The sequence below is a fragment of the Thalassoglobus neptunius genome, assembly GCF_007859735.1.
GTDB lineage: Bacteria > Planctomycetota > Planctomycetia > Planctomycetales > Planctomycetaceae > Thalassoglobus > Thalassoglobus neptunius.
This window is the reverse complement of sequence record NZ_SIHI01000004.1, coordinates 97,018-122,282: the sequence shown is the minus strand read 5'-3', so window position 1 is coordinate 122,282 and position 25,265 is coordinate 97,018. Positions and strand designations below refer to the sequence as shown.

General features: G+C 53.0%; 21 protein-coding genes. 9 read left to right on the top strand and 12 right to left on the bottom strand.

Annotation, left to right across the window (positions count from 1 at the left end; translation table 11 throughout):
- Positions 1-42: 42 nt before the first annotated feature.
- From KOR42_RS13530 to KOR42_RS13505, 6 genes are all read left to right on the top strand, one after another.
- Positions 43-879, top strand: a complete 837-nt coding sequence (locus KOR42_RS13530; protein WP_197441165.1) for a ParB/RepB/Spo0J family partition protein — start codon at positions 43-45, stop codon at positions 877-879.
- The gene (locus KOR42_RS27860) at positions 809-1,171 is read left to right on the top strand and encodes a DNA methyltransferase (protein ID WP_146510360.1); all 363 of its coding nucleotides are present in this window, start codon (positions 809-811) and stop codon (positions 1,169-1,171) included. Before KOR42_RS13530 ends, KOR42_RS27860 begins: the two co-directional genes overlap by 71 nt.
- 78 nt (positions 1,172-1,249) lie before the next feature.
- Entirely contained in the window at positions 1,250-1,693 is a 444-nt protein-coding gene (locus KOR42_RS13520; protein WP_197441164.1) for a hypothetical protein, read from the top strand.
- Positions 1,683-2,060, top strand: a complete 378-nt coding sequence (locus tag KOR42_RS13515; protein WP_146510358.1) for a zinc ribbon domain-containing protein — start codon at positions 1,683-1,685, stop codon at positions 2,058-2,060. The genes KOR42_RS13520 and KOR42_RS13515 overlap by 11 nt, the downstream gene beginning before the upstream one ends.
- A gap of 99 nt (positions 2,061-2,159) precedes the next feature.
- Entirely contained in the window at positions 2,160-3,218 is a 1,059-nt protein-coding gene (locus KOR42_RS13510; RefSeq protein WP_146510357.1) for a PA0069 family radical SAM protein, read from the top strand.
- Between the two features lie 175 nt (positions 3,219-3,393).
- Positions 3,394-4,179 carry a PA0069 family radical SAM protein gene (locus KOR42_RS13505; RefSeq protein WP_146510356.1) on the top strand — a complete coding sequence of 262 codons (786 nt, stop codon included), beginning with the start codon at positions 3,394-3,396 and terminating at the stop codon, positions 4,177-4,179.
- Between the two features lie 167 nt (positions 4,180-4,346).
- Here KOR42_RS13505 and KOR42_RS13500 read toward each other — a convergent pair whose 3' ends face one another.
- Positions 4,347-4,835, bottom strand: a complete 489-nt coding sequence (locus KOR42_RS13500; protein ID WP_146510355.1) for a DinB family protein — start codon at positions 4,833-4,835, stop codon at positions 4,347-4,349.
- Positions 4,820-4,972 carry a hypothetical protein gene (locus KOR42_RS26650; protein ID WP_197441163.1) on the bottom strand — a complete coding sequence of 51 codons (153 nt, stop codon included), beginning with the start codon at positions 4,970-4,972 and terminating at the stop codon, positions 4,820-4,822. The genes KOR42_RS13500 and KOR42_RS26650 overlap by 16 nt, the downstream gene beginning before the upstream one ends.
- A 74-nt stretch (positions 4,973-5,046) precedes the next feature.
- Here KOR42_RS26650 and KOR42_RS13495 point away from each other — a divergent pair, with 74 nt between their 5' ends.
- A complete protein-coding gene (locus KOR42_RS13495; protein ID WP_231740919.1) occupies positions 5,047-6,462 on the top strand; it encodes an outer membrane protein assembly factor BamB family protein in 1,416 nt (471 codons plus the stop codon).
- Between the two features lie 125 nt (positions 6,463-6,587).
- Positions 6,588-7,535 (top strand): orotidine-5'-phosphate decarboxylase, encoded by a 948-nt coding sequence (pyrF, locus tag KOR42_RS13490; protein ID WP_146510353.1) that lies wholly within the window; start codon positions 6,588-6,590, stop codon positions 7,533-7,535.
- A 123-nt stretch (positions 7,536-7,658) separates the two neighbouring features.
- Here the strand turns inward: pyrF and KOR42_RS13485 are convergent, their stop codons facing one another.
- The 10 genes from KOR42_RS13485 to KOR42_RS13440 all read right to left on the bottom strand — a co-directional run bounded on the left by KOR42_RS13485 (position 7,659) and on the right by KOR42_RS13440 (position 20,525).
- Complete coding sequence (locus tag KOR42_RS13485; protein WP_146510352.1) at positions 7,659-8,873, bottom strand: aspartate aminotransferase family protein; 1,215 nt, start codon at positions 8,871-8,873, stop codon at positions 7,659-7,661.
- A gap of 164 nt (positions 8,874-9,037) precedes the next feature.
- A complete protein-coding gene (gene argB, locus KOR42_RS13480) occupies positions 9,038-9,913 on the bottom strand; it encodes an acetylglutamate kinase (RefSeq protein ID WP_146510351.1) in 876 nt (291 codons plus the stop codon).
- Positions 9,914-10,614: 701 nt separating this feature from the next.
- Complete coding sequence (gene rimI / locus KOR42_RS13475) at positions 10,615-11,085, bottom strand: ribosomal protein S18-alanine N-acetyltransferase (protein ID WP_231740918.1); 471 nt, start codon at positions 11,083-11,085, stop codon at positions 10,615-10,617.
- Positions 11,086-11,476: 391 nt separating this feature from the next.
- Positions 11,477-13,123, bottom strand: a complete 1,647-nt coding sequence (locus KOR42_RS13470) for a hypothetical protein (RefSeq protein ID WP_231740917.1) — start codon at positions 13,121-13,123, stop codon at positions 11,477-11,479.
- Between the two features lie 50 nt (positions 13,124-13,173).
- A complete protein-coding gene (locus KOR42_RS13465) occupies positions 13,174-13,914 on the bottom strand; it encodes a glycosyltransferase family 2 protein (RefSeq protein ID WP_146510348.1) in 741 nt (246 codons plus the stop codon).
- A gap of 774 nt (positions 13,915-14,688) precedes the next feature.
- Positions 14,689-16,614, bottom strand: coding sequence for a redoxin domain-containing protein (locus tag KOR42_RS13460; RefSeq protein WP_197441161.1), 1,926 nt, complete (start codon positions 16,612-16,614; stop codon positions 14,689-14,691).
- 156 nt (positions 16,615-16,770) lie between these two features.
- Positions 16,771-17,958 carry a ribosome small subunit-dependent GTPase A gene (gene rsgA, locus KOR42_RS13455; RefSeq protein ID WP_146510346.1) on the bottom strand — a complete coding sequence of 396 codons (1,188 nt, stop codon included), beginning with the start codon at positions 17,956-17,958 and terminating at the stop codon, positions 16,771-16,773.
- A gap of 3 nt (positions 17,959-17,961) precedes the next feature.
- Positions 17,962-18,441 carry an FHA domain-containing protein gene (locus KOR42_RS13450; RefSeq protein ID WP_231740916.1) on the bottom strand — a complete coding sequence of 160 codons (480 nt, stop codon included), beginning with the start codon at positions 18,439-18,441 and terminating at the stop codon, positions 17,962-17,964.
- A gap of 308 nt (positions 18,442-18,749) precedes the next feature.
- Entirely contained in the window at positions 18,750-19,400 is a 651-nt protein-coding gene (cmk, locus tag KOR42_RS13445; RefSeq protein WP_146510345.1) for a (d)CMP kinase, read from the bottom strand.
- 432 nt (positions 19,401-19,832) lie between these two features.
- Positions 19,833-20,525, bottom strand: a complete 693-nt coding sequence (locus KOR42_RS13440; RefSeq protein WP_146510344.1) for a hypothetical protein — start codon at positions 20,523-20,525, stop codon at positions 19,833-19,835.
- A gap of 386 nt (positions 20,526-20,911) precedes the next feature.
- Between KOR42_RS13440 and KOR42_RS26645 the strand changes: the two genes are divergently transcribed.
- Positions 20,912-25,090, top strand: coding sequence for a hypothetical protein (locus tag KOR42_RS26645; protein WP_197441160.1), 4,179 nt, complete (start codon positions 20,912-20,914; stop codon positions 25,088-25,090).
- The last annotated feature ends 175 nt before the right edge of the window (positions 25,091-25,265 follow it).

Sequence of the window (25,265 nt, the reverse complement as noted above, 5' to 3'; positions counted from 1 at the left end):
AAACGCCTACTCAGTTCGAACACACACATGGGAGGCGGTTCAATGAAGCACATATTTAATCAGAATCAACCAGAGTTTCACCCAGCCTGCGAACTCTTTCCAGCGATGTCTGATGAAGAGATTCGAGCACTCGCAGAAGACATCAAGGAAAACGGGTTGCTGGAGCCAATCGTCATCCACGAGGGAGAGATCCTCGATGGGCGCTGCCGATTCGAAGCCTGCGAGTTTACCGGCGTTGAGCCCCGATTTGTTGAATGGGACGGTGATGGTTCGCCGACAGCGTGGGTCATCAGCAAGAACATACAACGACGCCACCTCACGGCGAGTCAACGTGCGGCAATCGCAGTTGAATTGCTTCCCCTTCTGGAAGCTGAGGCGAAGGAAAGGCAGCGACTCTCACGAGGAAAAGGCGTAAAGGGAGCAAAAGATTGTTCTATCTCAACAGGCAAGGCGAGCGAGCACGCCGCCACAATCACCAGTTGCTCATCAACCACGGTGGAACAAGTGAAGCGTGCAAAAACGAACGCACCAGAACTTGTAACCGAGATTCGTAACGGACTGCTTTCCGCCAAGAACGCTGCCGACCTTTCTGAGCTACCAGAAGAGAAAAGACAAAATGTGCTGGAGAAGGCTCGAAAGCCGAAGGCCAAAGTCGCACGTCTCATCCGGCAGGCTGAACTCGATTATAAGGAAGAGCAACGCAAGGCGAGCAAGACGAACATCCTGTTGCCCGAGACGAGCGACGTTCAGATTTGGCAGGGCGATTGCCTTTCGCTGATGAGGGAAAAGACTGAGCCAAAGTCTGTCGATGTTGTCGTCACGTCCGTTCCGTACAACGTCGGAATCAAGTACGACACATACAAAGGACAATCTCGATGACGAAGACTATCTCGATTGGCTCGACGATGTTTTTGTCTCAGTCAAAGAAGTGCTAAAGGATAATGGCAGTTTCTTTCTGAGCGTAGGTTCAACCGCCAAGAAACCATGGTTGGCAATGCGGGTGATGGAAGTGGCGATTGCACACTTCGAGCTACAGAACGAGATCATATGGGCCAAATCGCTAACTATCTCCGGTCGATCCATCGGTCAGTTTAACCCAGTTCGAAGCAAAAGCCATCTAGCAACATGCCACGAGCATAGCAAGAAAATCCCGCCGCCTGATTTTTCGTGACGTGGTGAGGGTTCGACCTAACACCCGCTTGGAATCACATCCACAAATCCTGTGATCCAATAAGGAGAAGAAATGATATTGAGCGCACAACCAATTGGTGTCCCGCCAAGCCGACGATTCGTCATCCAGAACCTTGATGATGCCAAAGTTTGGAACGGCAAAGCATTCGTTGAAGATTGGGACGAGGCCCGGAAGTACGCAACGGCAAGTGACGCATGTTTCGACATGGCCGACATCCAGCGAGACTTCTACGGAGCACTGCCACGGCGTCGTTTTGTTTGCCCGGTCGAAATTGAGGTCTATGGCAAGATTACTCGAACGAAACTTGCACGTTACCTGCACCGTGCCACGACATTGAATGTCAAGACGCATGAGTACGGCAACGGTCCCGGTGAAACTCTTGTTCTTCCTGTGATCCACTTCGGACTCGTCAGGGAAATCGAAGACGTTCCTATGTTGAGCAAGGTCGATAACTGGGATGAAGAAGATGAATTTGGATTGGAGGACGACGATGAGAACTAAAGCCGCATTGTTTGCACGAGCTTGCGTGGTCGTCTTCTTGATCTACCTGCCGCTCTCGTGGTTTTGGAACTGGGCGACTGAGACTCGATTTTGGACGCCCTTTGAGATGTTCGTTTCAGCCATCCTCACCGTATTGTTTTTCGGTGGCATCGCTTGGCTGATTACAAATGTTGGAATGAGCTTGCTCTTCGGTCGAAACGCTGAGTACGAGCGGTACAAAACAGTCGGTGGAGATTCATTCATTGATTCAATGCCACGGCTACCCAAAGAGTCTTCTTGGCAATTCGAATGTCCGGTTTGTGGGGCTCCAGTTGAGCACCGGATCGATATCTGCGGACAATGTGGCTACGGGTCCGAGACACCGTAACGAGTGTCAGCGTGGCTTCAGCAGGAATGGATCAGAAAAGCCATGGCGGTAGAATGACTGGGAAGATTGTTTCTCTTTCCAAAATCCGAGGAAATCTTGATGCGTCATGGTTCCAACATTGATCCACCGAATCGATTCGAGACGGTTCATCACGAACCGGATCTCGAACATTTGGAATGGGACCAAGAGCATCTGAGGACGCTGACGAATCGCAAGATCGAATACATTTCTGACACTTCAAAGAGCATTGTTTCTGAGAACAGATCTCCTGACATTCCTTTTCGCTACAGCGTCAACCCGTACCGTGGTTGCGTCCATTCTTGCTCTTATTGCTATGCGAGACCGGGCCACGACTACTTAGGATTCAATGCTGGGCTGGACTTCGAAACGAAGATCGTGGTCAAGCACGATGCTCCCCAGTTGTTCCGTGAATTCCTGTCCAAGAAGACGTGGAAACCAGAGCCGATCACATTCTCTGGCGTGACTGACTGCTATCAGCCCGCTGAGCGAGAATTCCGGCTGACTCGGCAGTGTCTTGAAGTCGCTTTGGAATGCCGTCAGCCGATCAGCATTGTGACCAAGAATGCTGTGGTCTTGAGAGATCTGGAGATTCTGAAAGGGTTGGCTGCCGACAATCTGGTTCATGTCTATCTTTCGATTACAAGTCTCGATCCTGAGTTGGCTCGGGACATGGAACCTCGGACGAGCATTCCAGCCGCCAGACTGAGAGCAGTCCGAATGTTGGCAGACGCCAATGTTCCAGTCGGTGTGATGACGGCCCCGATCATTCCCGGACTCAATGATTCCGAAATCCCGACGATTTTGGAGGCAGCAAAGGAGGCTGGGGCGATCACGGCGAATTACATCCTGCTGCGACTACCCCTGACGGTGGAGCCGGTTTTTATCGAGTGGCTCCAACGGTGTCGGCCAAATCACGCCGAGAAGGTGCTGGGCAGGCTTCAGGAAGCTCGGGGCGGCAAACTGAACAGTTCTGAGTGGGGCGAGCGAATGACGGGTACTGGATTGATGGCCGACCAGATCCGAAAGATGTTTCGATTATTTCGTCAGAAGCATGGTCTGGACGCCGAAATGCCATCGTACAAGTGCGATCTTTTCCGGCCACCGGACCCGAAATCAGGGCAAATGCGGCTCTTCTAGGCGTTCTCATTCTTCCTTGGACGACCACCACATCCCTTACGCAAGTTACTCGTGCAATAGAACTTACGGTACTCTTCACCGGTCACGACCACGTTGACTCGGACTGGGGGCATGTTTTGGCGCACGGTAATGCTATGCGAGAAATTCGCACGAATATCTCGGACTCAATGCGGGGCTGGATTTCGAAACGAAGATCTTCGTGAAGTTCAACGCCGCGAAACTCTTGCGAGATTTTCTGGCTCGTGACAAATGGGTGCCCGAACCAATTATCTTCAGCGGTGTGACGGACTGCTATCAGCCAGCGGAGCATGAGTTTCGCTTGACGCAAAAGTGTCTCGAACTGGCGAACCAATGTCATCAGCCGGTCAGCATCATCACGAAGAATGCGCTGGTGCTGCGAGAGATCGATCTTCTGCGGGAGATGGCATCTCGAAATCTCGTTCACGTCAACATTTCGGTGACAACACTCGATGTGGAACTGGCTCGCGTTATGGAACCGCGAACGAGCATTCCGACTTCTCGACTACGTGCAGTGCAAACGCTGGCAGATGCGGGTGTTCCGGTTCGAGTGATGGTCGCTCCGATCATTCCCGGGCTGAACGATCACGAGATCCCGCCGATTCTAAAAGCTGCGCGAGAAGCGGGAGCCGATGACGCGCGATATGTGCTTCTTCGACTACCAGCGACAGTCGAGCCGGTCTTTCAGGAGTGGCTTGAACGGACACAACCGACTCGACACGAACGGGTCAATCAACGCGTGCGTCAGACTCGAGACGGTCAATTGTCTGATGCAACATGGAGGCAGAGAATGGTCGGAACCGGTGAAATCGCAAACCAGATCCGAAGCATCTTCAAAGTGTTTCGAAAGAAATTCGGGTTCAGCAATCTCCCTGAACTCGACGTCAGTCAATTCGTCCGTCCGACTCCAGCGAATGGTCAGATGAGGTTGTTCGACATCTAATCGTTGCGCTTGTCGGTCGCGAACTCTTCAACCCCGGCGATCAGTTCTGATTCAACGTTCGGCCAGCGATTGCCCCTGTCTCCGAAACAACGTTCATGTCAGTGCAGCGATTCCACTCCGGCAAGAGCAGAGAATCGGAGAGTCAGGAGCAAATGGTCTTTCGAGGTTTACACTCCCAGCACTGATCCTTTTCCCACACAGCGCCGCCATGCAGAGAGTTGACCGAGATGCATCGATGCGTGCGTCGTCATGAGATGCACAATCAAGTCGCCGGTCGTTGGAAACTGCTCCGGGAAGAAGGGCGTCGCATTCGGAGCAGAGAGTTGTGCCGGAGTCGCTGCTGCGATCATTTTTTCAACTGCTTCGTAGACATCGTCCAGTTTGGTAAGCAGTGACGATTTCGTCGGGTAGACCGAACGGTCTTCGCTGCATGTCGATCCGGGGCCGTAGACTCGCAACCATTCTTCGTCGGTCAACGTCGGCTCTCCCAACAACTTCGCCACAAGATCAGCTCCGAGGGCGACATGACCAAGAATCCAGGCAGGATGATTCATTCCGGGATGCGGGATCTGTGCCATCTCGCGGTCATCAATATCCGCAGCAAGCAAGTGTGCAAAAGACTTCGTAAATCGAAACGCATTTAATACTGGTTCCATGCGAGTTCTTCCTTCAGGGCGAATGGAGTGGCTTCGATGAGGGGTTGAGCTGTCACCGTTGGCTCAACTTTAGACAGTCGCTGTTTCCTGGTAAACACCCCGGTCTCGTCGAATGATCCGCCGCTGTTCGAAATCACGTTTTGGAACTTTCGTATTAAGAAACGCTAATGGATTTCCAGGCGACACTTTCCCCGAACTTCACGGACACCGAGTGAAATCCGACTCGCGACTGGCTACCATGGGGCCGATTCCCCTCACCATTCTTCGAGACTTAATGATGAACAGATTCGTATGGATTGTCTTTCTCTGCATTCTTGGAATGGGCTGTGGACGTCGAGGAAAGATGATGGAGATTGAAACGGTCTCCGTCGGCAACGAATCGTCCGAGAGTCAGGCACCTGACATTGAAATTTCCGAGGGCGACTGGCCGATGTGGCGAGGTCCGGATCAGAACGGAGAACTGGCCGATTCGAACACGCCGGTTCAATGGTCTGAAAGCGAGAACGTCACCTGGAAGCATGAGATTCCGGGACGAGGACATGCATCTCCTGTCATCGTCGGGGATCGTGTCTTCATCGCGACGGCCGATCCGCAAAAGGAGACGCAATCGCTCCTGTGTCTTTCCAGAGAGACGGGCGAGGTGCTTTGGAATCAAGTTGTCAATCAAGGTGGGCTGCCGAGAATCCATTCGAAGAACTCTCAAGCCTCGGCGACGCCCGCCAGTGATGGGCATCTCGTATTCGTGACGTTTGCCAATCATGAACGTGTCCAGCTGGCTGCTTATGACATGGAAGGGGCGCTTGTCTGGGACTGCGATGCTGGTCCGTATCAGTCTGATCACGGCTTTGGAGCGTCTCCGACTCTCTTTGGTCGAAGTGTTATTGTTGCTGGCGACAGCTCTCTCAACGGATTCTTAGCCGCAGTCGATCGAGCAAGTGGAGACATCCTTTGGAGAGTTCAGAGAGACGGTCCTGGACAGCGGGGGAATTATTCCACTCCGATCGTTGCCACACTCGCGGGGCGTCCTCAACTCATTCAGACAGGATACTTACAGACCAAAAGCTACGATCCGTCGAACGGAGAATTGTTGTGGACGATCGATGGGCCATCCAAAGTGACTGCGAACAGTGTCGCTTCCTCTGATCCGTATCTTCTGATCAGCGGTGGGTACGACGAAAAGCAGATTCTGTGTGTGAAAGTTGAAGGCGACGGCACCGATGCTTCGGTCATCTGGGAAGGGAGTCGAAATGTCTCTTATGTTCCGTCACCGGTCATCGTCGAAAACACAGCTCTCTTGCTCGCGGATGATGGAACACTGGCGGCGTTCGATCTGGAGACCGGAAAACAGAAGTGGCGTGAACGACTTGGAGGGAATTTCAGCGCTACTCCAATTCAAGTCGGCGAGAAATTCTATGTTCCCGATGAAGATGGAACGGTTTTCGTCTTTGAAGTCGACCCCGAATTCCAACTGCTGTCGAAGAACACTCTCGCGGACGGCGGGGGAATGTCGTCCGTTTCTGTGTCGGATGGAAGTCTCTTCATTCGAACGAATCAGTACTTGTATCGTGTCGATCAACCGAAAGACGAAGCAGTGGCTCATGTGTCTGAGTCCAATACTGAAGAGTGAACCGCACCTTGGGATTCTTGTTCTCACCGGCGCGTTGCATCGACGGTTGGAAATTGTTTTCGTTCTATTTGCTCGTGCGAATTCGTGGAGACGAATTCGAGAAATGCTTTCAAAGTGAGTGAGTTATGATTCCTTATATCCAGCGGCTTCATTCAGCGATTCAAAAGAAGCAGACCGCAGCTCTTGTTGGACTCGATCCACGCTGGGAACAGTTGCCTGAGACAATTCGATCATCGGCATTGGACAAGCACGGTGATTCGATGATCGGCCGGGCATCTGCTTACGAAGAATTCTGTTTGAGAATCATCGATGTCGTCGCGCCACTTGTTCCGGCAGTGAAACCTCAATCTGCGTTTTTCGAAGAATGCGGGCCCGAAGGTGTTCAGGCACTACGAAACGTCATTCGCGCTGCTCGCGATGCCGGGTTGATCGTGATTTGTGATGCGAAGCGAGGAGATATCGGTTCCACCGCACAAGCTTACGCCAATGCCTATCTCGCGGGAGAAGATCCGTCGTCTGCTCCGTTCGCGGCGGACGCTCTGACCGTCAATCCCTATATGGGCGTGGACACTCTCCAGCCATTCGTCCAACGCGCCTCTGAAGTCGGGGGAGGGCTGTATGTTCTGGTCAGGACGAGCAATCCAGGGGCAGGGGACTTTCAGGATCGAACGACCGAAGGTTCCACGCTGTTCGAAGCGGTGGCCGACGGAGTTGAGCGACTCTCCAGTGAATTCGCAAACGGAGCGGAATACGGGTCCATCGGAGCTGTTGTTGGAGCGACCTTTCCCAAAGAACTTGAAGAGCTCCGCGCGCGAATGAAGCACGTTCCGCTACTGGTTCCGGGATACGGAAGTCAGGGAGGAACGTCGAAAGATGTCGCTTCGGCGTTTGATTCAAATGGCCTCGGAGCTGTGATCAACAGCTCACGAGGCATCATTTTCAGTTACCGCAAGAGCCCATTGGCCGAAGAATTCGGAGAGGCCCGCTGGGAAGAAGCTGTCGAATCGGCTGCGAAGCTCATGATCGCCGATCTGGCAGAACATACTCCAGTGGGGAATCTCAAGTCGTCCTAGCAGTCAACCGGTCGGTTCTTTTCATGAGAGGAGTTCTTTGATTTGCACTCTCTCTCACGAGCCAACTGAGCCTTTTGACTGATGAAACGGCGCAAGCGAGTGCATAGGAAAGAGCAACTTGCTCTAGTTTTGAGGAGCAGCGGACTCGGCCATTTCTCGAATCACATCGGCGATGATTTCGCAACCTTGTGCAACTTCGCTCTCCGTCACATTGAGTGCTGGCAGAAGGCGGATCACGGTGTCGTGAGTCGAATTGAGCAAGAGTCCGCGTTCCATAGCGAGGCCAACCGCCGGGGCTGACTCGATTGTCAGATCAATTCCGATCATCATTCCGCAGACCCTCAGGTCGCGGATGATCGGAATTTCCTCTTTGAGTTTGGTGAAGAACTCCTCGAACTGCGACGACATTGTCTGGCAGTGCTCGAGCAAATTTTCGCTTTCGATCGTTTCGATGGTCGCGTTTCCTGCCACCATCGCGATGGGATTTCCTCCGAAGGTGCTGGCGTGCATTCCGGGGCGAAGCGACGGAGCGATTTCGTCCTTGGCAATGATCGCCCCGCAGGCGATTCCCGCTGCGATTCCTTTGGCCATCGTCATAATGTCCGGCTGAACTCCGAACGTCTGGTAGCCGAACCAGTTTCCGGTCCTTCCCATGCCTGTCTGAACTTCATCAAAGATGAGGACCATTTCGTTCTCGTCACAGAGTTCGCGGAGCCCCTGCAGAAACCCTTCCGCAGGCGTGTTGACTCCGCCCTCACCCTGAACAGGCTCGATGAGAATGGCGGCCGTTTCAGAATCGATCAATTCACGGACTGCATCGAGATCGTTGTGCGGGGCGTATGTGAACCCGGCGACCATGGGGCCGATTCCCTGATGGTACTTCGGTTGCGCTGTTGCGGTCACCGCTCCATAAGTGCGGCCATGAAACCCGTTCTGAAAGGAGATAATTTTGTAGCGATTTTCTGACGTATGAAGCCGTGCGAGTTTGATTGCTCCTTCGACCGCTTCGGCCCCGCTGTTGCAGAAGAAGCTCTTTCCGAATCCTCGCGTGCAGAGTGCTTCCGCAAACTCTCCCTGAGGTTCCATGTACCACGTATTCGGAACATGGATCAGACGCGCCACCTGTTCCTGAACAGCCTGAATCACTCGTTCCGGAGAGTATCCGAGAATGTTACATCCCCATCCGGGAAATAGATCGAGATACTTTTTCCCTTCGGCATCGTAGACAGTACTTCCCTCGCCACGAACCAGACTGATTGGAAATCGTCGGTAGTTGGGGATGACGTACTGATCGAACAACGCGATCGTTTCTTGACTGCTGCGGGGTTGTGTGGCCATGAAAACTCTGTACTGAAACTGACTTGGATGTCCGATACGAATCGGCAGGATGAAAACACGAAATCCGGTGTCGAGAAACAACATCTGACAACGGAACACCACGATTGTTCACGTCACTGGACCGCGGAAACGATTCGACGAGTTTCCGTGTCGAGGGCTGAGATTCAGCCGACGATTTCCGTTCCGATCCCTTGATCGGAATAGACTTCCAACAATAGCGAATGAGGGATGTTGGCGTCGATGATGTGTACTTTTCCGACTCCGACTTCCAGTGCATCGAGCGCAGCTTCGACTTTGGGAACCATTCCGGTGGCGATGGTCCCGTCGCCGATCAGTTCTCGACAGCGACGAATTGTCAGGTGCGGGACGAGTGTTGACGGGTCTTCTTTGTTCAGAAAGATCCCGGGAACGTCACTCAGAAAGACAAGTTTCTCGGCACCGATCAGTGCAGCAATCGCAGCTGCGGCGGTGTCCGCATTCACATTGAGCGATCCACCTTCGGTGTCGATTGCGATCGAAGGAAGTACGGGAATGACGCCTCCCCGACAAACACTGTGGATCACGTCTTCTCGAATTCCTGTGACATACCCAACTCGTCCAAGATCGATCGACTCACCGTTCGCATCCTGCAGAGTGAGTTTCTTGCCCTCCAGCACGGGCTGTTCGTTAACGTGCAATCCAACCGCACGTCCGCCCTGTGTTTTGATGAGATCAACCAGAGATGCACAGATCTCTTCGGTGAGGACACGTGTCGCGATTTCGAGTGTTTTCTCGTCAGTGTATCGCCGGCCCTGTACGAATCGGGGCTCGATGCCCGCTTCTGCGACGCTTCGGCTGATCGCTTTTCCGCCGCCATGGACGAGGATCGGACGCATTCCGACTGCTTCCATGAAGACGACATCAGCAAGACATCGTTTCACGGACTCAGGTTCTTCCAGCGCGCTGCCACCCAACTTGACGACAACGTAGCGATCGCGGAAACGTCTGATCCATTCGAGGGCTTCGACGAGAACTTTAACTTTCGAGAGTGCCTGATCCACGAAGGGACATCCAGAGGCTGCGCGGACTGACAATCATGAAGAGACACTCAGAGAATTCGCGTTCTTGTCGCTTATCCTCCTTGGGGAAAGCGACACTTCGTGAGTGAACTTTCCGATCTTTTCACTTCGAGATCTCACAACGTCGGTCGAAGTGTTTTTCTGCGAGTTGCGAGATGGCCATTCAATGAACGGACCCAATCGAAGTGCAATGACGTCAGCCAGCCGGGTGAACAAATTGGTGAATTCGAACGAGGGTAATGGCTTGTTCAGTGCAGACGAACAGACGACGCAGCGTGATGCTTGCAGAGATCAGTCCGTGAACACAGATTCGAAAAGGCTGTAGTCTAAGTGAGGCAATCTGATCGGTCCAGCGCGCCGAAAACATCGACGTATTGCGATGGGGAACTCGAGAACGTGTTCATAGGACAGGCTCAATCGAGTAGGCGCAAAAAAAATGCGCCGTCAACTGTGACGAGCGCACCAGGGGGGATTCAATGATTTCGATTGCTTATTTGCCTGTTTACCGGCAGTCAGTCCTCAGTCTCTGGATGTCCGAACGATCGGTTGGATGCGGCATTGGACATCGTTTGATTCTGCAAGGTGGCGAAAATCAGCGTCTCGAATCGATTCGAACGAATTGAAAGTGACTCTGAAATCGCATTCCGGTACGTGTTTGAATCAGGCAGCTTCAGGCGGCAAATTCAAGCAGCCCCGAACTGTGAGATTCGATTGCGAATCGCGAACTGGGAGTCGATCCCATGCTCGGCAGCCAGTTGAAAACGCATTGTGTAGGCGTCTTCTTCGGTGTCGTCGAAGTGTCTGCGAAGAACGCAAACAGCGCGAAACCCTTGCTTCTTGAAGAAGAGTTGGGTGTCGAGGTCGCTCTCGCGAACTTCGATCAAGATTTCGCTGCGACGTTGTTGTGAAAGCTTGTCGATCAGACGCAAGACCATTTGCGTTCCGATGCCTTGGCGTCGAGCTTCCGGAGCGACTGCAAAGTTCAGAATGTGTAATCGTGACTTGTGCAACTCGTAGATCATGAAACCAACGATCTTCTGGTCGTGTTCTGCGACCATTCCAATGCAGTTTCGCTGACGCAGACAAGTGAGGAAGTCTTCGTCTGTCCAGGCTTCCCCATAGCTTGATTGTTCAATTTGAATAACGTCGGTCATGTCCCGACGAATCAACCATCGGATTTGAACGTCCAGGCGATTTTCGGAAGAAGAAGATGGCTCCACATTGGCCTCCATGCCGATTGAACGTGCCGTTCGAATGAAATGACTTCAAGTGATGAGTGTGTTCAGTGGTTAAAAGATTAACACAGGTTTGAAGAAACTGGAAAGCCGGAAAAGTCGAAATCTGAGCAACACATGAAACTGTTGCGTATTCTGCCGAAATGAGATTTTCCGGTCTTGACAGAGGTGGTGATTCAGACCTTCCGATTTGCGACCGGCGGTCTCATCAAGCAGAGTGCCGCATTCAAACGAAGAATCACCCGATCAGCAGTGCCTTGAACCAAAATTCCGAGCGTTGAAGCGGGACGTCTCTACAGCGCGCAGTGAATTACAGACTGACGTGAACATCACGAGCCATCTTTGACTGCAGGTCAAGAATCGTTTGGCTCGGAAAGAGAACCGCAGGAAATTCCCGGCTGCCCAGAATCTGGTGTGCTCGAAGTTGTGCTTCCGCCTGTTCCAGTTCCCGACGCAACTGTTCTTCCTGAGGCATCGCCAGTGCATGCAGTGCTTGTTGAACTTCCTTTAACTGGCGGTGACGTTCTCGGTTCGCCAATTGCCGCTCACGTCGCTGCGCACGCGTGAATCCTTCCGTCTGAGCCTGCCAGTGTTGGCGAATCAGTTGATCTTTGCGCTCTCGGAGGGCATCAGCTTCGGGACCTGTGAGGTAACGGTCCGCATTGAATCGCAGGTCGCGAAGTCGTCTTTGGATGTCGCTGACCCGTTCGGAAGCTTCCGAGTGGGAAGCAATGGGAAGATGGCATGTCGCTGTCAGAATATGAAATCGAGGTGGAGCGGTTCCGAAAAAGGACTCGATCAGCCGGTCTGTCATCTCGTCATATTTCGCGCCGCCGATTCCGTGAGTGAATTGATCAGCAAAGCAAAGTCGGGAAAACAGAGTTGTTGTTAATGCGCGAGTGCGGAGTTTTGCGTTTTCAGTGAGTTGTTTGAGGCCTTCGAACAGGCCGTCTTTCGTCGACGACATGATGGTCGTTCCCAAACAGGACAACTCAACACGATCCTCGTCTTGCTTGACGAAGACTTGGCCGCGTGAATGGTCGCCTTCGACCCAGTACCACAGCGGAAGCTCGAGTCCGTCCGGACTCGATTCGAGATTGGGGACGGGATGCCGGTCGTTGCGGATTTTGTGGACTTGGCGGTATTCGGTGACGATTTCGTTGTATGCAGCGTGAAATTCCTGGGCGTGTTCGATCAAATGGGCAGCAAACTTCAGGAATGAATCTGTCTGACAAAGTTCACTCAGGGGAAGTTCAAGATTTCCCAATCCCCATTCCCGCTCCTGGCTCATTCGTGCAGCGGAAAGGGCACGGGCCATTGAGTTGCTTTGATTCGCGCTCTGAATCGCCGCAGGCCATGCATTCGCAATGAGTGGCTCGATTCCCCAATTTGACATCGCCTCGACGACGCGGTCTCCGAAGGTGTCAAACAACTCACGGTCCAGAATCTTCAGTTCTTCCCACGGTTGTTGAGGTTGCGGGCGGTCAAAACTGAGACTGAGGAGGTTTGGTCGCTCCTCTGATCCGGACGGCATTCGCAGCGACTGAGTCTGAACGGTGTCATTGTCGACAATGATATTCAGTCCAACGCCGGAGGCTTCTCGGGCCATTGAGGCGACTGCGAAGTTCTTTGCCCAGACGCCTGGGTGAGCAAGTTGTGGCTGATGTCCTGTGACGAAAAGTAACGAAGCGTGATGAGAACACTCCGCGCAGACCATCATCGAGCCGGTGACCTGATTCGTCCAATCGGCAGCCCGTTGAATCAGCTCTCGTCGAGTTGCAGCACGAAACTCGGAAAGTGGCACACCCGCAATCTGCACATTCGCGCAGGCGAAATCGTCGGCATTCCGTTGCGCATCGTGAATTGCCGTCTCCAACTCGGGAATCGATAAAACCGATCCACTCGTTTTTGGAGCACGAAGCTTGATGGAATCAGAGGAAACAGGGCGGGACATCATTCAGTGAGACTCGAAGCTAAAACTGGCGAGAAAACGGGAATGGCCGAGCGTCAGGACTTTGCATCGGAGCCGCATGGGACCCCTTGAGCTTCCATTTCCCGTTTCAGTACGGACTGATAGTACGCCATTCGCTGACGAGAATCATCTAGCGAGCCCCCAAAAGACCGTTCTTCTTCGAGGTAAACCAGTGGAACCGGAAATTCCCGGACCTTCAAATTGTGCCCCACAGCTTGAATCCAGAACTGAAGCGGCATCGCATATCCAAACTCTGTGATCTCAAAGTTCTTCAGAGCTTCGACTCGATAAGATTTGAAACCGCAGAACGAGTCGGTCAAGTTCAAGTCAAAACAGTTGTTGAGCTGCTCAGTGATCGACACGTTGATTTGTCGCCGCTCAGCGGGCGGAATTGAGTTTTCATCGAAGATCTGAAGGTATCGACTTCCGGAAACGATGTCCCAGGGGGCTCCTTCGCTGTGAAAGACCGCATCAGCCAGTTCCGGAATGAGTTGAGGTTGATGCTGGCCGTCGCAATCAATCGTTACGAGAACGTCGTAATCGTTATTGATCGCAAACTGAAACGCACTGTCGAGCGCAGCTCCATAACCGCGATTCTTCTCATGCGTGACCACGTGAATTCCGTCAATTTCATCCAGCACGGCAGCTGTTCCGTCGCTTGATCCATCGTTCACGACAAGGATTTCCGGACTGTACCGGGCAACCTCAGCGAGAACAGGTCGAATGTGACGTTCTTCATTGAAGACGGGGAGCGCGGTCAGAATCTTTTCAGACATGGAGTTCCTTTAATTGATAGCAACATGCTCACGGATTTGGTCGGTCATCTTCTGACAGAATCAGTCGACTCGATGTCGCATGTGAAATCACATGCAAAAAGCGGTCCGAGTCGAGAAAACAGCCGGATTTCAGTCCGCACTGACGGTGATGACGATTGAAATATCGACCGCTTCTGAGATTTGAACACGAGTTCTGGAAGGACGCGCAAGCGGAGCCCCGGAAAACACTTTGGTTTCAAGAACAGTCCGATCGCACGCCGGCCAAAACGTCAGGCAATTCTAGATGCCGGAATTGTCTGGTGACAGCAACTCACACAGGAAAGAGCAGAGAAACAGCGCGCAACAATTTATCTCGAAAAGAGTTATGAATAATCGCTGCATCCGATGGAAGAAACTGGACTCGTTCGCGAGTCGCAGCGACGCGATGTTGATTTCGGATGAGGCAACGCAACCCGTTGTTGCCGGGTTGCCGTCAGAGTTCTGCTATCTGCAGAGTTGATGATCGGGCGAGTTTCCGATTCGGCAATCATGTCATGACAACCGATTGATCGAATGGGGACACTGATTACAGCAGCATCAAACGGCATCGGCTTCACCGATTCGCGCGCATTGCCGAATCGAAAACCTGAGCGACGGCGAATAGATCGCGCGGGCCAGAGCAGGGGATTCAATTTCTCGGGATGTGGTGGACCTTCCCTCACCCTGGCGTGATGCGATTCAATGGCAACCAGAAACAGAGAGCATTCGCCACGGCGAAACGGCGAAGCGACTCATTTACTGGCGAAGCAGTTCCGGCACTTTCGTTTTCAGGTCGTCGACCGACGCACTGTTGTTGACCACTCGTCCGGACTTATCGATCAGAAACATTGTTGGAAGCGAGATGATTCCATAGTCGATGGCAAGTCGACCTTCGAGTCCACCCTCTTCGATGATCTGAGGCCAGACGACACGATAATTTCGCAAGTAGCCTTCGACATCAGCACCGGGAGTATCAAGATTGACGCCCACGATCTCGAACCCTTGACGTTGGTATTCGCTATAGAGTTGCTGAATTTGAGGGAGATCTTCCGTACACGGTTTGCACCATGTCGCCCAGAAGATCACTGCTGTCACTTTGCCACGATAGCTCGCCAGATCGATCGGTCTTTGACTTCCGAAAGTTGTTCCGGAAATCGAAACGGGTTGACCCTCGAGAGAAAGTCGACGCAGCGCTCCCTGTCCTCGTTGAGCTGCGGAGGAGTTTGGATAATCGTTCACCAAGCGTGTGTACCAGACGCGAGCGTCCTTCAAATCTCCGTTGAATTCCTCAGTGATGGCCAGTTGTAGAAGAGCATCACCAGCTTCTGGAGCTTTGGGGAATTCCTCAACGAATGACTCAAGCGATTTGAGCCACTGTGCCTGCACTTCTTCGCGTTGTTCTGGTTCGGCCGTTTGAAGTTGGACGTTATAGCTGACGAGCATGTTCTGGAAGACGGCGAAAGCCAGTAATTCCGGATCAGATTTATCGGCACGAAGTTTGTCGATTGATGCTTTGAGCTCAGCCAGTCCGTTGGGGAATGTCTGCATCTGTGTCGCTGCGGCGATGAGTTCGAGTCGCTGCCGCTGCCAGAGTGTGCGATCTTCGGCTGTGGCTGAGAGATCTGCCAGCTTTTGAAGCAAAGCTGCCCGTTCGACATTAAAACGAATCATCTCTTCGCGAGGAGTGTCAGCGGTTGGCGATTTGGCATCGAGTTCACGCAACTGATCGACGAGTTCCCGCATTTCGGGGCTGATGCCTTCCGATGTGCCGGGGGTAATTCCGGGAATTGTGGGCTGCAGCAGGAGTCCGCCTTCGCCGAGGTCGAATCGTCCTCCCTCAATCGGTCGCGGGCACTGGGTCAACCTCCAGTTCGATCCGACCTGAACCATTTCCCCGATCTGAACGAATCCGTTTTCGTCACCATTGGAGACAATGGCCATGACGTTCTCGTAAACCAGAAGGTCTTTTTGAGCTTTGCCAGCATCGGCAGGCACGAGATTTGGCATCAACATGGAACTGTCGAATCGAACCCATTCCGTCGATTTATTGATGATCTTCGAGTCGGCGAGAACACTTTGAAGCTGCTTGGCGAGCGTGTTGCGATTCGCCAGAAACTTGTTTGAAATCGATTGATCCAGGCCGATCGCTTGAGCGTCTTGAGGAGTCAGAAAGACAGCTTCGAGTCGAGCGACGTCTCCGTTTGCCATCGCAAGGACGGCTTCGCGAGTCGCTTCTTCCGCCGAGATGATTTTCCAGTAGTCGATCGTTCCGTTCTGATCGGTGTCCACACCCCAGCGAGTTCCATGAGTGTTGACCCAGCGGGACTCATTGATTTTGTTGTCGCCATCCGTGTCTAGATCGCGGTACACCTCGAGGCCAAATTTGAAGTATTTGAACTCGTCGACCTTCTGGTCCCCGTTGGTGTCCATGAATCGGCGAAGGACTTGTCCGGTCGGTCCGTAAAGAACCCATCCAGATTTCTTCCCCTCGGACTCAACTTTCAGTTCACACTGGGCGATCTCTGCACCAGTCGGGGTATCGATATCGACACCCGATTGAGCCGGTTTGTATGTCAGAACGACATCCGGTTTGACGTTTTGGCCGAAGACTGTAGAAGTTGAAATCCCGGCGAGAAACACACCAGTAGCGATGACTCTCGCAAGGGAGGAACACGTCAACATCTGATCATAACTCCGTTCGTGACCATTACTGCAGAGGGATCGTGTACGGGAAGAGTCTTCCATCTTCGCCTCGACTGCGCACTTACTCTATTGAGATTGAGACCCGATGGAAAGACCATCTGAGGAGATTGGCGATCGTCGGAAAGCGAGATCGACTTATTCGAGTTGATCGTCGAAAAAGTCGACCTCAAAAGCGGGATTTCGGACGTGTCGGTTCTCAAGGGAGACAATTCGCAGGAAGTTCTTGTAACGAAGACGAGAGATTTGCCCACGTTCGACGGCGGATTTGACCCCGCACTGCGTTTCGTGCGTGTGAGAACAGTCGGGAAACCGGCAATGGCTCACGTGAGGGCGGAATTCAATGAAGAGCCCCTCAACTTCTTCCGCAGCGACATCCCAGAGTTCGAGTTGGCGAATTCCAGGTGTGTCGACCACCCAACCACCGGCTTCGAGCGGGATGAGTTCGGTCACACGAGTGGTGTGTCGACCCTTATTGGTGTCTCCGCTGACTTCTCCGGTGTCGCGCCAGAGTCCCGGCTGAATCGCATTGAGAAGTGATGACTTCCCGACGCCGCTTTGCCCGGTGAAAACGGTTTCTTTGTCGATCAACAGTCGTCTGAGTTCATCGATCCCTTCACCCTGAACGGCATCGGTCATGACAACGGGATACCCAAGGCGGGCGTACTGTCCGACCAGTCGCTGGAGTTGAACGCGATCGCCGAGGTCGATTTTGTTGAGGCAGATAATGGCCCGGATTTGACCTTTTTCGGTGCTGCACAGAAATCGGTCAATCAGTCCAGGTTTGAGGACAGGCTCATCGACCGAAGCCACAATCACAGCCTGATCGACATTCGACACGATGACATGCGCTTCCCGGCGACTTCCTCGACTGAGAGTTCTGTCACGCGGCTCGACCCGTTCAATGACTCCTTCTGTTTCATTGACGGGAAGAAATTTGACGTGGTCCCCGGCAACGACGGGGTTTCTTGAGTCGCGCGAGAGAGTTCGCACGACTCGCCGCACCGTACACGTGAAAACTTCGGGCTTCGAATGATTCCGGTCCGACTGAACGACGACATGATTCGCGCCGATACATTTCAGGACGCGGCCGGAGAGAACAGCGGACTCGTCAATTTCTCGTTGAGAACCATCCTCATCCGTGAGGATTGTCCGGTAACGATTGACAGACCCTTTGCCTGAGAGCCGTTCTCCGTGTTCCATGTCGGCAACCTGATCGAGATCTTCTAGAGATTGCTTCGTCAGGTTCTGGTTTCGAACGCGCTTCTGCCTGTTCTTTTCAAACTGAACGCGGATCTTATGAGAGGACTTCCGTTTTTTTCCCACTGTTTAATCGTCGCCCATCAGCCATTCCATGGCTGCATCTTCATCCTCACCGAAAGAACGATCTTTGACGGGACGAGATGGAGCAGGCGGCGGATTGGAGGGACGTCTCTCTGCTTCGCGAGTCTGCAGGCCAGCTTTCTCAAGCAACCCGACTTCGAATGGATCGTCGTCTTCCGGAGGTGCATCGCCGACAGGTTCGTATGCGATTTCATAGTGGTTCTTGGCGATCGAAATCTGATCACCCGGATGGAGCCACTTTTGGTCGCACCGTTCGCCGTTGACTTTGACACCGTTACGGCTGCCGAGGTCGCGAATCTGCCAATAGCCGTTCAGGAGTTCGAGTTCACAGTGTTGTGAGGAGACATTTGGGAACGCCAGAACGATGTCGCATCGGCTGCGTCGACCGATGACGATTTTCGATTCAAGTAAGGGGATGCTGTCTCCGCCACCTAATGGGATCAATTCGCCCAACATTCGATTCATCCTTGCTAAGTCGTCAGTTGTCTTGCGTTCCACCTCAATGAGGCCCGTACTCATTTCAGAGATATTTACGCTACTGGCGATGACAAGATGTGGTTTGATTTGATGAAGTACTGATGAGAAGCACCAGTCAGATTCAATTAATCTACGGTTGATGCGTTTTGATGTCAAACAGGGAATTTCGGTTCAATGAAACAAACTGCAGATCAATCGAGTCGGCAAGCCTCTCGTGAACTCTCTGAGTGAAAATATGACGATGACGCAGGGTTTCCTGTGGAGAAACGGCATCATTCGAAGGAAGGAACCGTGTCTCACGAATGTGATTTACGGATGATCGCCTGAAGGTGCGTGACCACTTCATCGATCGTCATTTCTGACGAGTCAACAATCACAGCGTCGGCTGCTGGTTGAAGCGGGGCGATTGAGCGCGTTTCGTCCCGGGCGTCGCGTTCTCGCTGTTCAGACAGAACGAGATTGAAGCTGGCTTCCGTTCCCTGACGTTGGAGATCTTCCATTCGACGACGGGCACGAATCTCTTCGGCTGCCGTCAGAAAGAATTTGAAATCAGCATGAGGAAAGACAATTGTCCCTTGATCACGCCCTTCACAGACAATGTCGCACCCTTTAGCGATCGCCTGTTGCTGAGAGACAAGAATTTCTCGAACTGCGGGGTTTTGAGCAACCACAGATGCCGCTGCTGACACTTCCGGTTCTCGGAGACGATGCGTGACATCCCCGCCATCCAGAATCGCTGCTCCCTGATCAAATTCGAGTTGCGTCGCCCCAGCGACATTGGCGACCTGATCGGAATCCTCAAGCGACACCGCGGAGCTGAGGACTTTCAGAGCGATCATGCGGTACATGGCACCGGTGTCGAGGTATTCGAATTGAAGCACTTGCGCGAGGCGTTGAGCGACTGTGCTTTTTCCAGTTCCGGCCGGGCCGTCAATTGTAATGATCATCGGAGACGTGAAACTCAGGTCGGTGGAGATTCATCGAACGAAGGATCTCCCGGTCTTGGTGAAGTTCATCAAGCCATGATTGCGTTCCACTTTGTCGTTGTCGAGACTCGCGTCCTATCAATTCAAGAGACGACAATGATCAAAAGACGTTACTGAACACGAGCCAATACTGAGTGCCAATAAAAAAAGATTCGTCACGGACGATAAAACGATCCGTGACGAATCCCCCCCTCATTCTTGCTTCCAGTGTTCAGCGAGCTTTCGAACAGGTTCTCGGGAACGGATGCGATTGATTGAGTGAAAACTCTGGTTCGCTCTGTTCAAGTGCTCGCACCGATTCGTGCGATGTTCGAGAGCCGCTGAAAAAATCCTCCAAGTGCTATAATATCTGGCCGGCTTCGCGCTATTTTCTTGCTGAATTCGTTGCGTTGGTTATGCGTTGTGCGACGCCGATTTCTTTCGACGCATTTGCAATCCACAACCACTCGCCAGAGCCACTCCCCACATCGCAATTGATGCCGGTTCCGGAACGGTCGCGTTGAGGTTTGGAGCAGCGGAGTAGCTGAAGTTGTCCGCTCCCCATGCTCCGTCGTCCCCTTGAATGGTGATCTGGCTGAAGGCATTGAAAGATGTTTCAACGACTCCGAAGAACCCGCTGCTCGACGGGAAGAAGGTTTCGTAAGTGCCGAACTTGAACGACTCAAACGGAATTCCGCCGTTGAAGCTTGTGTAGTCGAATCCGAAGGCGGTGACCGATCCGTCGAAGTCAATGGTGACGACTGTTCCGTCGTCAGTGTCTCCCGAAAAGTAGGTCGTCCCATCGATGTTTCGGTCCTGGTTGAGTGCCTGAATGTTGGCCGGCGATGGATCGTATGCTTCGATCCCGTTGTCGGAAGCCCATGGACCAGATGCAGAGAGAGTAAACGGTCCCGCGTCAAAACTTCCGGACGTGCCGAGATTGTGATCGCTGGAGATTTTGTTGAAATCGACCACCGCGTAAGTGGCCACCGCGTTCTGCCATGCTGTTCGATCCGTGAAGGTCACGAACCCTGCCTGGGCAGTCTCGGCCGTCAATCCAACGATCGACAGTCCGATGAGAGTCAGAGTAATTTTGTGGTTTTTCATGATAGAAGTCAGTTTGCTGGCGATTGAGTTCGCGTGAGCTATTCGGATGATTCGAACTGAAACTGCCGAATTCACAAAAAAACTAGCTCGCGTTTTCGACCACTCGGTTGGGTTTTATAGAAAAATCTGAAAAATTGATTTCCCTTGTTCAAAACGCTTACGGGGGGGGCCGCGATTGAAGCGGGCGTTGTCAAGGATTTCCGATTTTTTAGAACGAAATGTTGTTTTTTTGCCTCATGTTGCAAATTCGCAACATTGGCGAATTCCCCTGTTTTCGAGCAGCGGGATCTGCGTTTTATCAAGCAAGCGGATCGCAAAATTGCTACGATGAGAGTGCCCGTGGGAATGACTAGGGCCGTAAGAAAGTCGCGATGTGGAGAGTTTGAATGCAGCCGGAACTTCCTGAGGTATTGGTCAATCAGTTTCGTCAGTTGCAGAACCGGCTCCGTGGGACATCGGCGCTGGGAGGTCTCGGTTTCACAGCGATCATCGCTGCCGTTTGTGTGATCGTGTCGATTGGGGTCGACCTCTCATTCGATCTGCCGCTCTGGCTTCGAGCGACGATGTTGGTCGTATCATTGCTCCTCGTTGCTCTGACGATGATTCTGTGGGTCGTGCGTCCAATGCTTCGACGCTACGAGCCGACCGAACTTGCTGCATACGTCGAACTGCAAAATCCCGACTTCGATGAACGCCTTCTTTCAACGGTTGAACTCCTCTCCGCTCCCGATCCCAATGCGTCGCCTTTGATGAAGCATTGGCTGTTTCGCGAAACGGCCGATCTCACGAAACGGACCGACTTCTCAGATGCCGTCGATGCAAGGCGGGCCGTGCGGTATTGCTGGGGAGGCGGAATCGCTGTTCTGGCGTTGCTGTTGCCGCTTCTGTTTGTTGGGCCGGCTTATGGTGTGTTGTTCGCAAGGTTCGTCAATCCTTGGGGAAACTACGAACGCGTTCACAATCTCATGCTGACGGTCGTCGACGGTGACCGCACAGTCGCTCGACATTCGGATGTCACTTTTCAGGTCGAAGCCGACTGGAGACTGACACCGGGAGAACTTCCCGAATCCGCGTGGCTCCACTGGACGGACAATCACGGAAGCACGGACCAGCGACGACTCGACTGGAATTCGGAGAGTGAGTGTTACGAAGGGACACTGGCACGTGTCGAGAACGGGTTTCGATACTTCGTTCGAGCGGATGGCTCAAAGACTCGGGAGCACGACATTCAGGTTGTCGATCGACCAGAGATGACAGCCTTCCAGATCGTATTGACGCCACCGGCCTACACGGGACTTCCCGCTCAACAGCATGATCTCGTTTTGGGAGAAATCATTGCGCTCGAACAAAGCCTCTGGATGATCGATGCAGAATTCAATAAGCCGATCGTCGAAGCCGAAATCCTCTGGCTTGATGGGCCCGCCCGACCCGACCTCGAACCTCTTGATGATGGCACCGCGATCGCTTCGATCACTCCGCTGAACATCGATCCATCGGGGCTTGTCGCACATCTTGAAGAACGACTTGATCAATCCCACCCATCGGGACGTTTCCAACTTCGACTGCAAGATGCCGACGGGTTGACGACCGTGTTGTCAGGGTCTCGAAGACTGACGATTGCCGAAGATCTGCCTCCCACAATTGCGTTCGGTGACAACGAAAGTTTGACGAGCGCCCGCCCGGACGACCTGTTTCCCGTGCCGATCATCGCGAGTGATGATTACGGAGTCGACCAACTCGAACTCCACTGCGAAATCGTTCGCAGCCCTCAATTGACAGAAGAGCGCGTGTTTCGAGTGGATCAACGACAGCTTGGTGAACGGCACGTTGAGAACCTCTTTGAACTCGACCTCGCGCAGTTCAAGCTTTCCGAAGGCATGCGCATCGCCTATCGAGCTCGGGCAGTCGATGAGCGGCCGATCCCCGCACCGAATGAAACATGGACAGTGAAACGGTTCCTGCCGATTCGTCTCGACGCGAAGCCTTATGGCGATCAGACATTCGCTCAACGGCAGCAACAGACTGAGGAAGCGTTGAAGAACCTGAAATCGCAACTCGAAAGCCAACGCGAAAAGACAGAAGAGTTGAAGAAGCAGGCCGAATTGGACGTTGCGAAAGACAACAATTGGGACAATCAGGAGGACGTCGCTCAAGTTCGTGAGAAACTGGAGAAGCTTCAGCAGCAAATGGAGCAACTGGCTGCACACATGAACCAGCAGCCTCTCATGAATCAGGTTTCCAGCCAGCTTCAGAATGCGGCTCAGGAACCTTTGGCGCAGGCACAAGAAAACTTGAACGATGCCGATCAGGCTGAACTCCCTGACAAGGCAGAGGAGTTCGAACAAGCCATTCGCAATATGCTGAAAACGGAAAAGCAACTGGATCAGGTCCAACAAGATTACAGCGAAGCTGCTGATTTACAGCGAGATCTATTGGAACTGAATCGTCTTGCTCACCAGTCAGAGCGACTTGCCGATCGCGTGGAAGATCTTGAACAACGGAAGAGTCAAATTGGAGAAGAGGGCGATGCGCTCACTCCCGAACAATCACGTGCGCGGCAGGAATGGAATCTCGATCATCGAGACGCTTCGAATGCCCAGCGGAATCTCTCTCGTGAACTTTCTGAACTGATGAAGCGACAGCCCGAGTTGGAATCGTCGGCTCGAACTTCTGTCGAACGCAAGTTGGCCGAAATTGCTCACAAGGCTGGACAACTCGCTGAGGAACAAAACGACATCGCCAAGACACATCGCCAGCAGGCTCAAGAGTTGGCGAAAGAAACGAAGTCGCTCAGACAACAGGAGCAAAAGCTGGCGAACGAACTCCGCAAGGCAATTCAATCACTCGAAGAGGAACGCGATACACCGGAGGAGGGGCGGCGAACGAACCCAGCGACCCATCTCGAAGACGCTGCTAAACATCTTCAGCGAGGAGATCTCGGAGAAGCACTGGAAAGCCATCAAAAAGCACAACAAGTCGCGGCCGATCGCCTCGCAGAAGCTCAAGAATCGGAAGGCTCTGAATCTGCCAGTCAGCTTGAAAAGCTCATTGAGGACATGAAAACCAGCGGTCAACAGTTGCAACAAGGGCAGCAGAACGAAGAGCGTTCGGAGAATAACGATAAGCGTCCGGAGCAGGGAGAGCGTCCTACCAATGAAGAGAGTCCTGCCAACTCTGACCGCTCGGATCAAAGTGAGGAGAGGCCCAACGGATCAGAAGAATCAGCATCGCGACCAACTTCTGACAGAGAGAACGATTCCGTCCAAGGCGAGAGTTCAGAGCGTTCTCCGGTCGAAGCCTCACAGGATCGGGTTCTCGAAGAGACAGATTCCCTGGCGGATGAGTTCGTTCGGACCGAAGATGAATTCGCTGCCTTGCCGACACCGAACTCTTCGCAATCGGAACGAAGATTGAGAGAGGCCAAGAAGTCTGTTTCACAAGCTCGTGAGCAAATGGAACAGGCAGAAACAGCGACGCAACAGCAGAACCGGACCCAGTCAGCACATTCTGCACGTGAAGCTGCCAGATCTCTGGAACAGGCTGCGCGAAATGCGCGCGAACTGGCTGGGGATCAGTTTCAACCGAGTGAAATGAATACGAAAACGAACCCGTCTGACCAGAACACGGCGTCAGGTGAGAATGCTTCGTCGCCGGATTCCGCGCCGATGGGTTCTGAGTCGATGGGTTCTGAGTCGATGTCGGCCTCGGATGCAAACTCGGAAAGCGAAAAACCAACTCAGGATTCTGGATCCGAGATGAACCAATCTTCTCAGAGCGAACAGGGCCAGGGCGAACAGGGCCAGGGCGAACAGGGCCAGGGCGAACAGGGCCAGGGCGAACAGGGCCAGGGCGAACAGGGCCAGGGCGAACAGGGCCAGGGCGAACAGGGACAAGGCGAACAGGGACAAGGCGAACAGGGACAGGGTCAACAGGGACAGGGTCAACAGGGACAAGGTCAACAGCAAGAAGAGTCTTTGATTTCTGACGGAGTGGGTGAACAGGTCGCATCTGCTGGGGGGCATTTGCAGGCGGCGGGGCGGATGTTGAAGCAACTCGGACAACTCAGCTCAGGCGAGAACGGAGACCAGCAACAGGCATCGCAAGAAGATCAGCAGACCGATTCCGGAGACATGGAAGCTTCGGACGAGGGGGGATCAGAAGGTCAACAACCCTCCGAACAGGGAAGCCAATCGGAGCAGCAACCGTCGTCGTCATCTCAGGCCCTGCGTCAGGCTGCGAAATCAATGCGACAAGCTGCGGGAAAAATGGGAATGGCTCAGCCCGGCCAGCAAAAGCCCGGATCAAAGCCGGAAGGACAGCAACCGGGCAGCAGCCCGAGTTCAGAATCCTCCGAGTTTGGAGTGGATCAACTCGTTGACCTGAGCGATTTGAATCTGCAGATCCAGTCGAGCGATGCGAGAGATTGGGGGCAGTTGCCGGGAGAGTTGCAAACCGAACTCCTGAACTCCGCCCGGAAGCGGCCATCCGGAGAATATTCGAAGCTGATCCGAAACTACTTCGAAGAGATTTTCCGGTCTCGTCCGCCTGAGGTTCAGGCCGACTGACACGTCTTTTCATGCTCGCTCTTGAGGTGTGAAAAATTACCGATGGAAATGGGTTCGGTTGCCGGGACTCTGATGCCAGAATCTGCTATGACTTCGTGAAAATCGCGATGAAGGTGATCTGAAAATCTGAGACGCCAAGCATTCCCCAGCGATGAGGAATCGGTTTTCGGAAAGC

Coding starts and splice junctions, on each gene's coding strand:
- KOR42_RS13510 (WP_146510357.1), top strand. CDS start 2,160: ATGCGTCATGGTTCCAACATTGATCCACCGAATCGATTCGAGACGGTT.
- KOR42_RS13450 (WP_231740916.1), bottom strand. CDS start 18,441: ATGAATCGAATGTTGGGCGAATTGATCCCATTAGGTGGCGGAGACAGC.
- KOR42_RS13460 (WP_197441161.1), bottom strand. CDS start 16,614: ATGTTGACGTGTTCCTCCCTTGCGAGAGTCATCGCTACTGGTGTGTTT.
- KOR42_RS13530 (WP_197441165.1), top strand. CDS start 43: ATGAAGCACATATTTAATCAGAATCAACCAGAGTTTCACCCAGCCTGC.
- KOR42_RS13465 (WP_146510348.1), bottom strand. CDS start 13,914: ATGTCTGAAAAGATTCTGACCGCGCTCCCCGTCTTCAATGAAGAACGT.
- KOR42_RS13500 (WP_146510355.1), bottom strand. CDS start 4,835: ATGGAACCAGTATTAAATGCGTTTCGATTTACGAAGTCTTTTGCACAC.
- KOR42_RS26645 (WP_197441160.1), top strand. CDS start 20,912: ATGCAGCCGGAACTTCCTGAGGTATTGGTCAATCAGTTTCGTCAGTTG.
- KOR42_RS13515 (WP_146510358.1), top strand. CDS start 1,683: ATGAGAACTAAAGCCGCATTGTTTGCACGAGCTTGCGTGGTCGTCTTC.
- rimI (WP_231740918.1), bottom strand. CDS start 11,085: ATGACCGACGTTATTCAAATTGAACAATCAAGCTATGGGGAAGCCTGG.
- cmk (WP_146510345.1), bottom strand. CDS start 19,400: ATGATCATTACAATTGACGGCCCGGCCGGAACTGGAAAAAGCACAGTC.
- pyrF (WP_146510353.1), top strand. CDS start 6,588: ATGATTCCTTATATCCAGCGGCTTCATTCAGCGATTCAAAAGAAGCAG.
- KOR42_RS13485 (WP_146510352.1), bottom strand. CDS start 8,873: ATGGCCACACAACCCCGCAGCAGTCAAGAAACGATCGCGTTGTTCGAT.
- KOR42_RS13440 (WP_146510344.1), bottom strand. CDS start 20,525: ATGAAAAACCACAAAATTACTCTGACTCTCATCGGACTGTCGATCGTT.
- KOR42_RS27860 (WP_146510360.1), top strand. CDS start 809: ATGTTGTCGTCACGTCCGTTCCGTACAACGTCGGAATCAAGTACGACA.
- KOR42_RS13470 (WP_231740917.1), bottom strand. CDS start 13,123: ATGATGTCCCGCCCTGTTTCCTCTGATTCCATCAAGCTTCGTGCTCCA.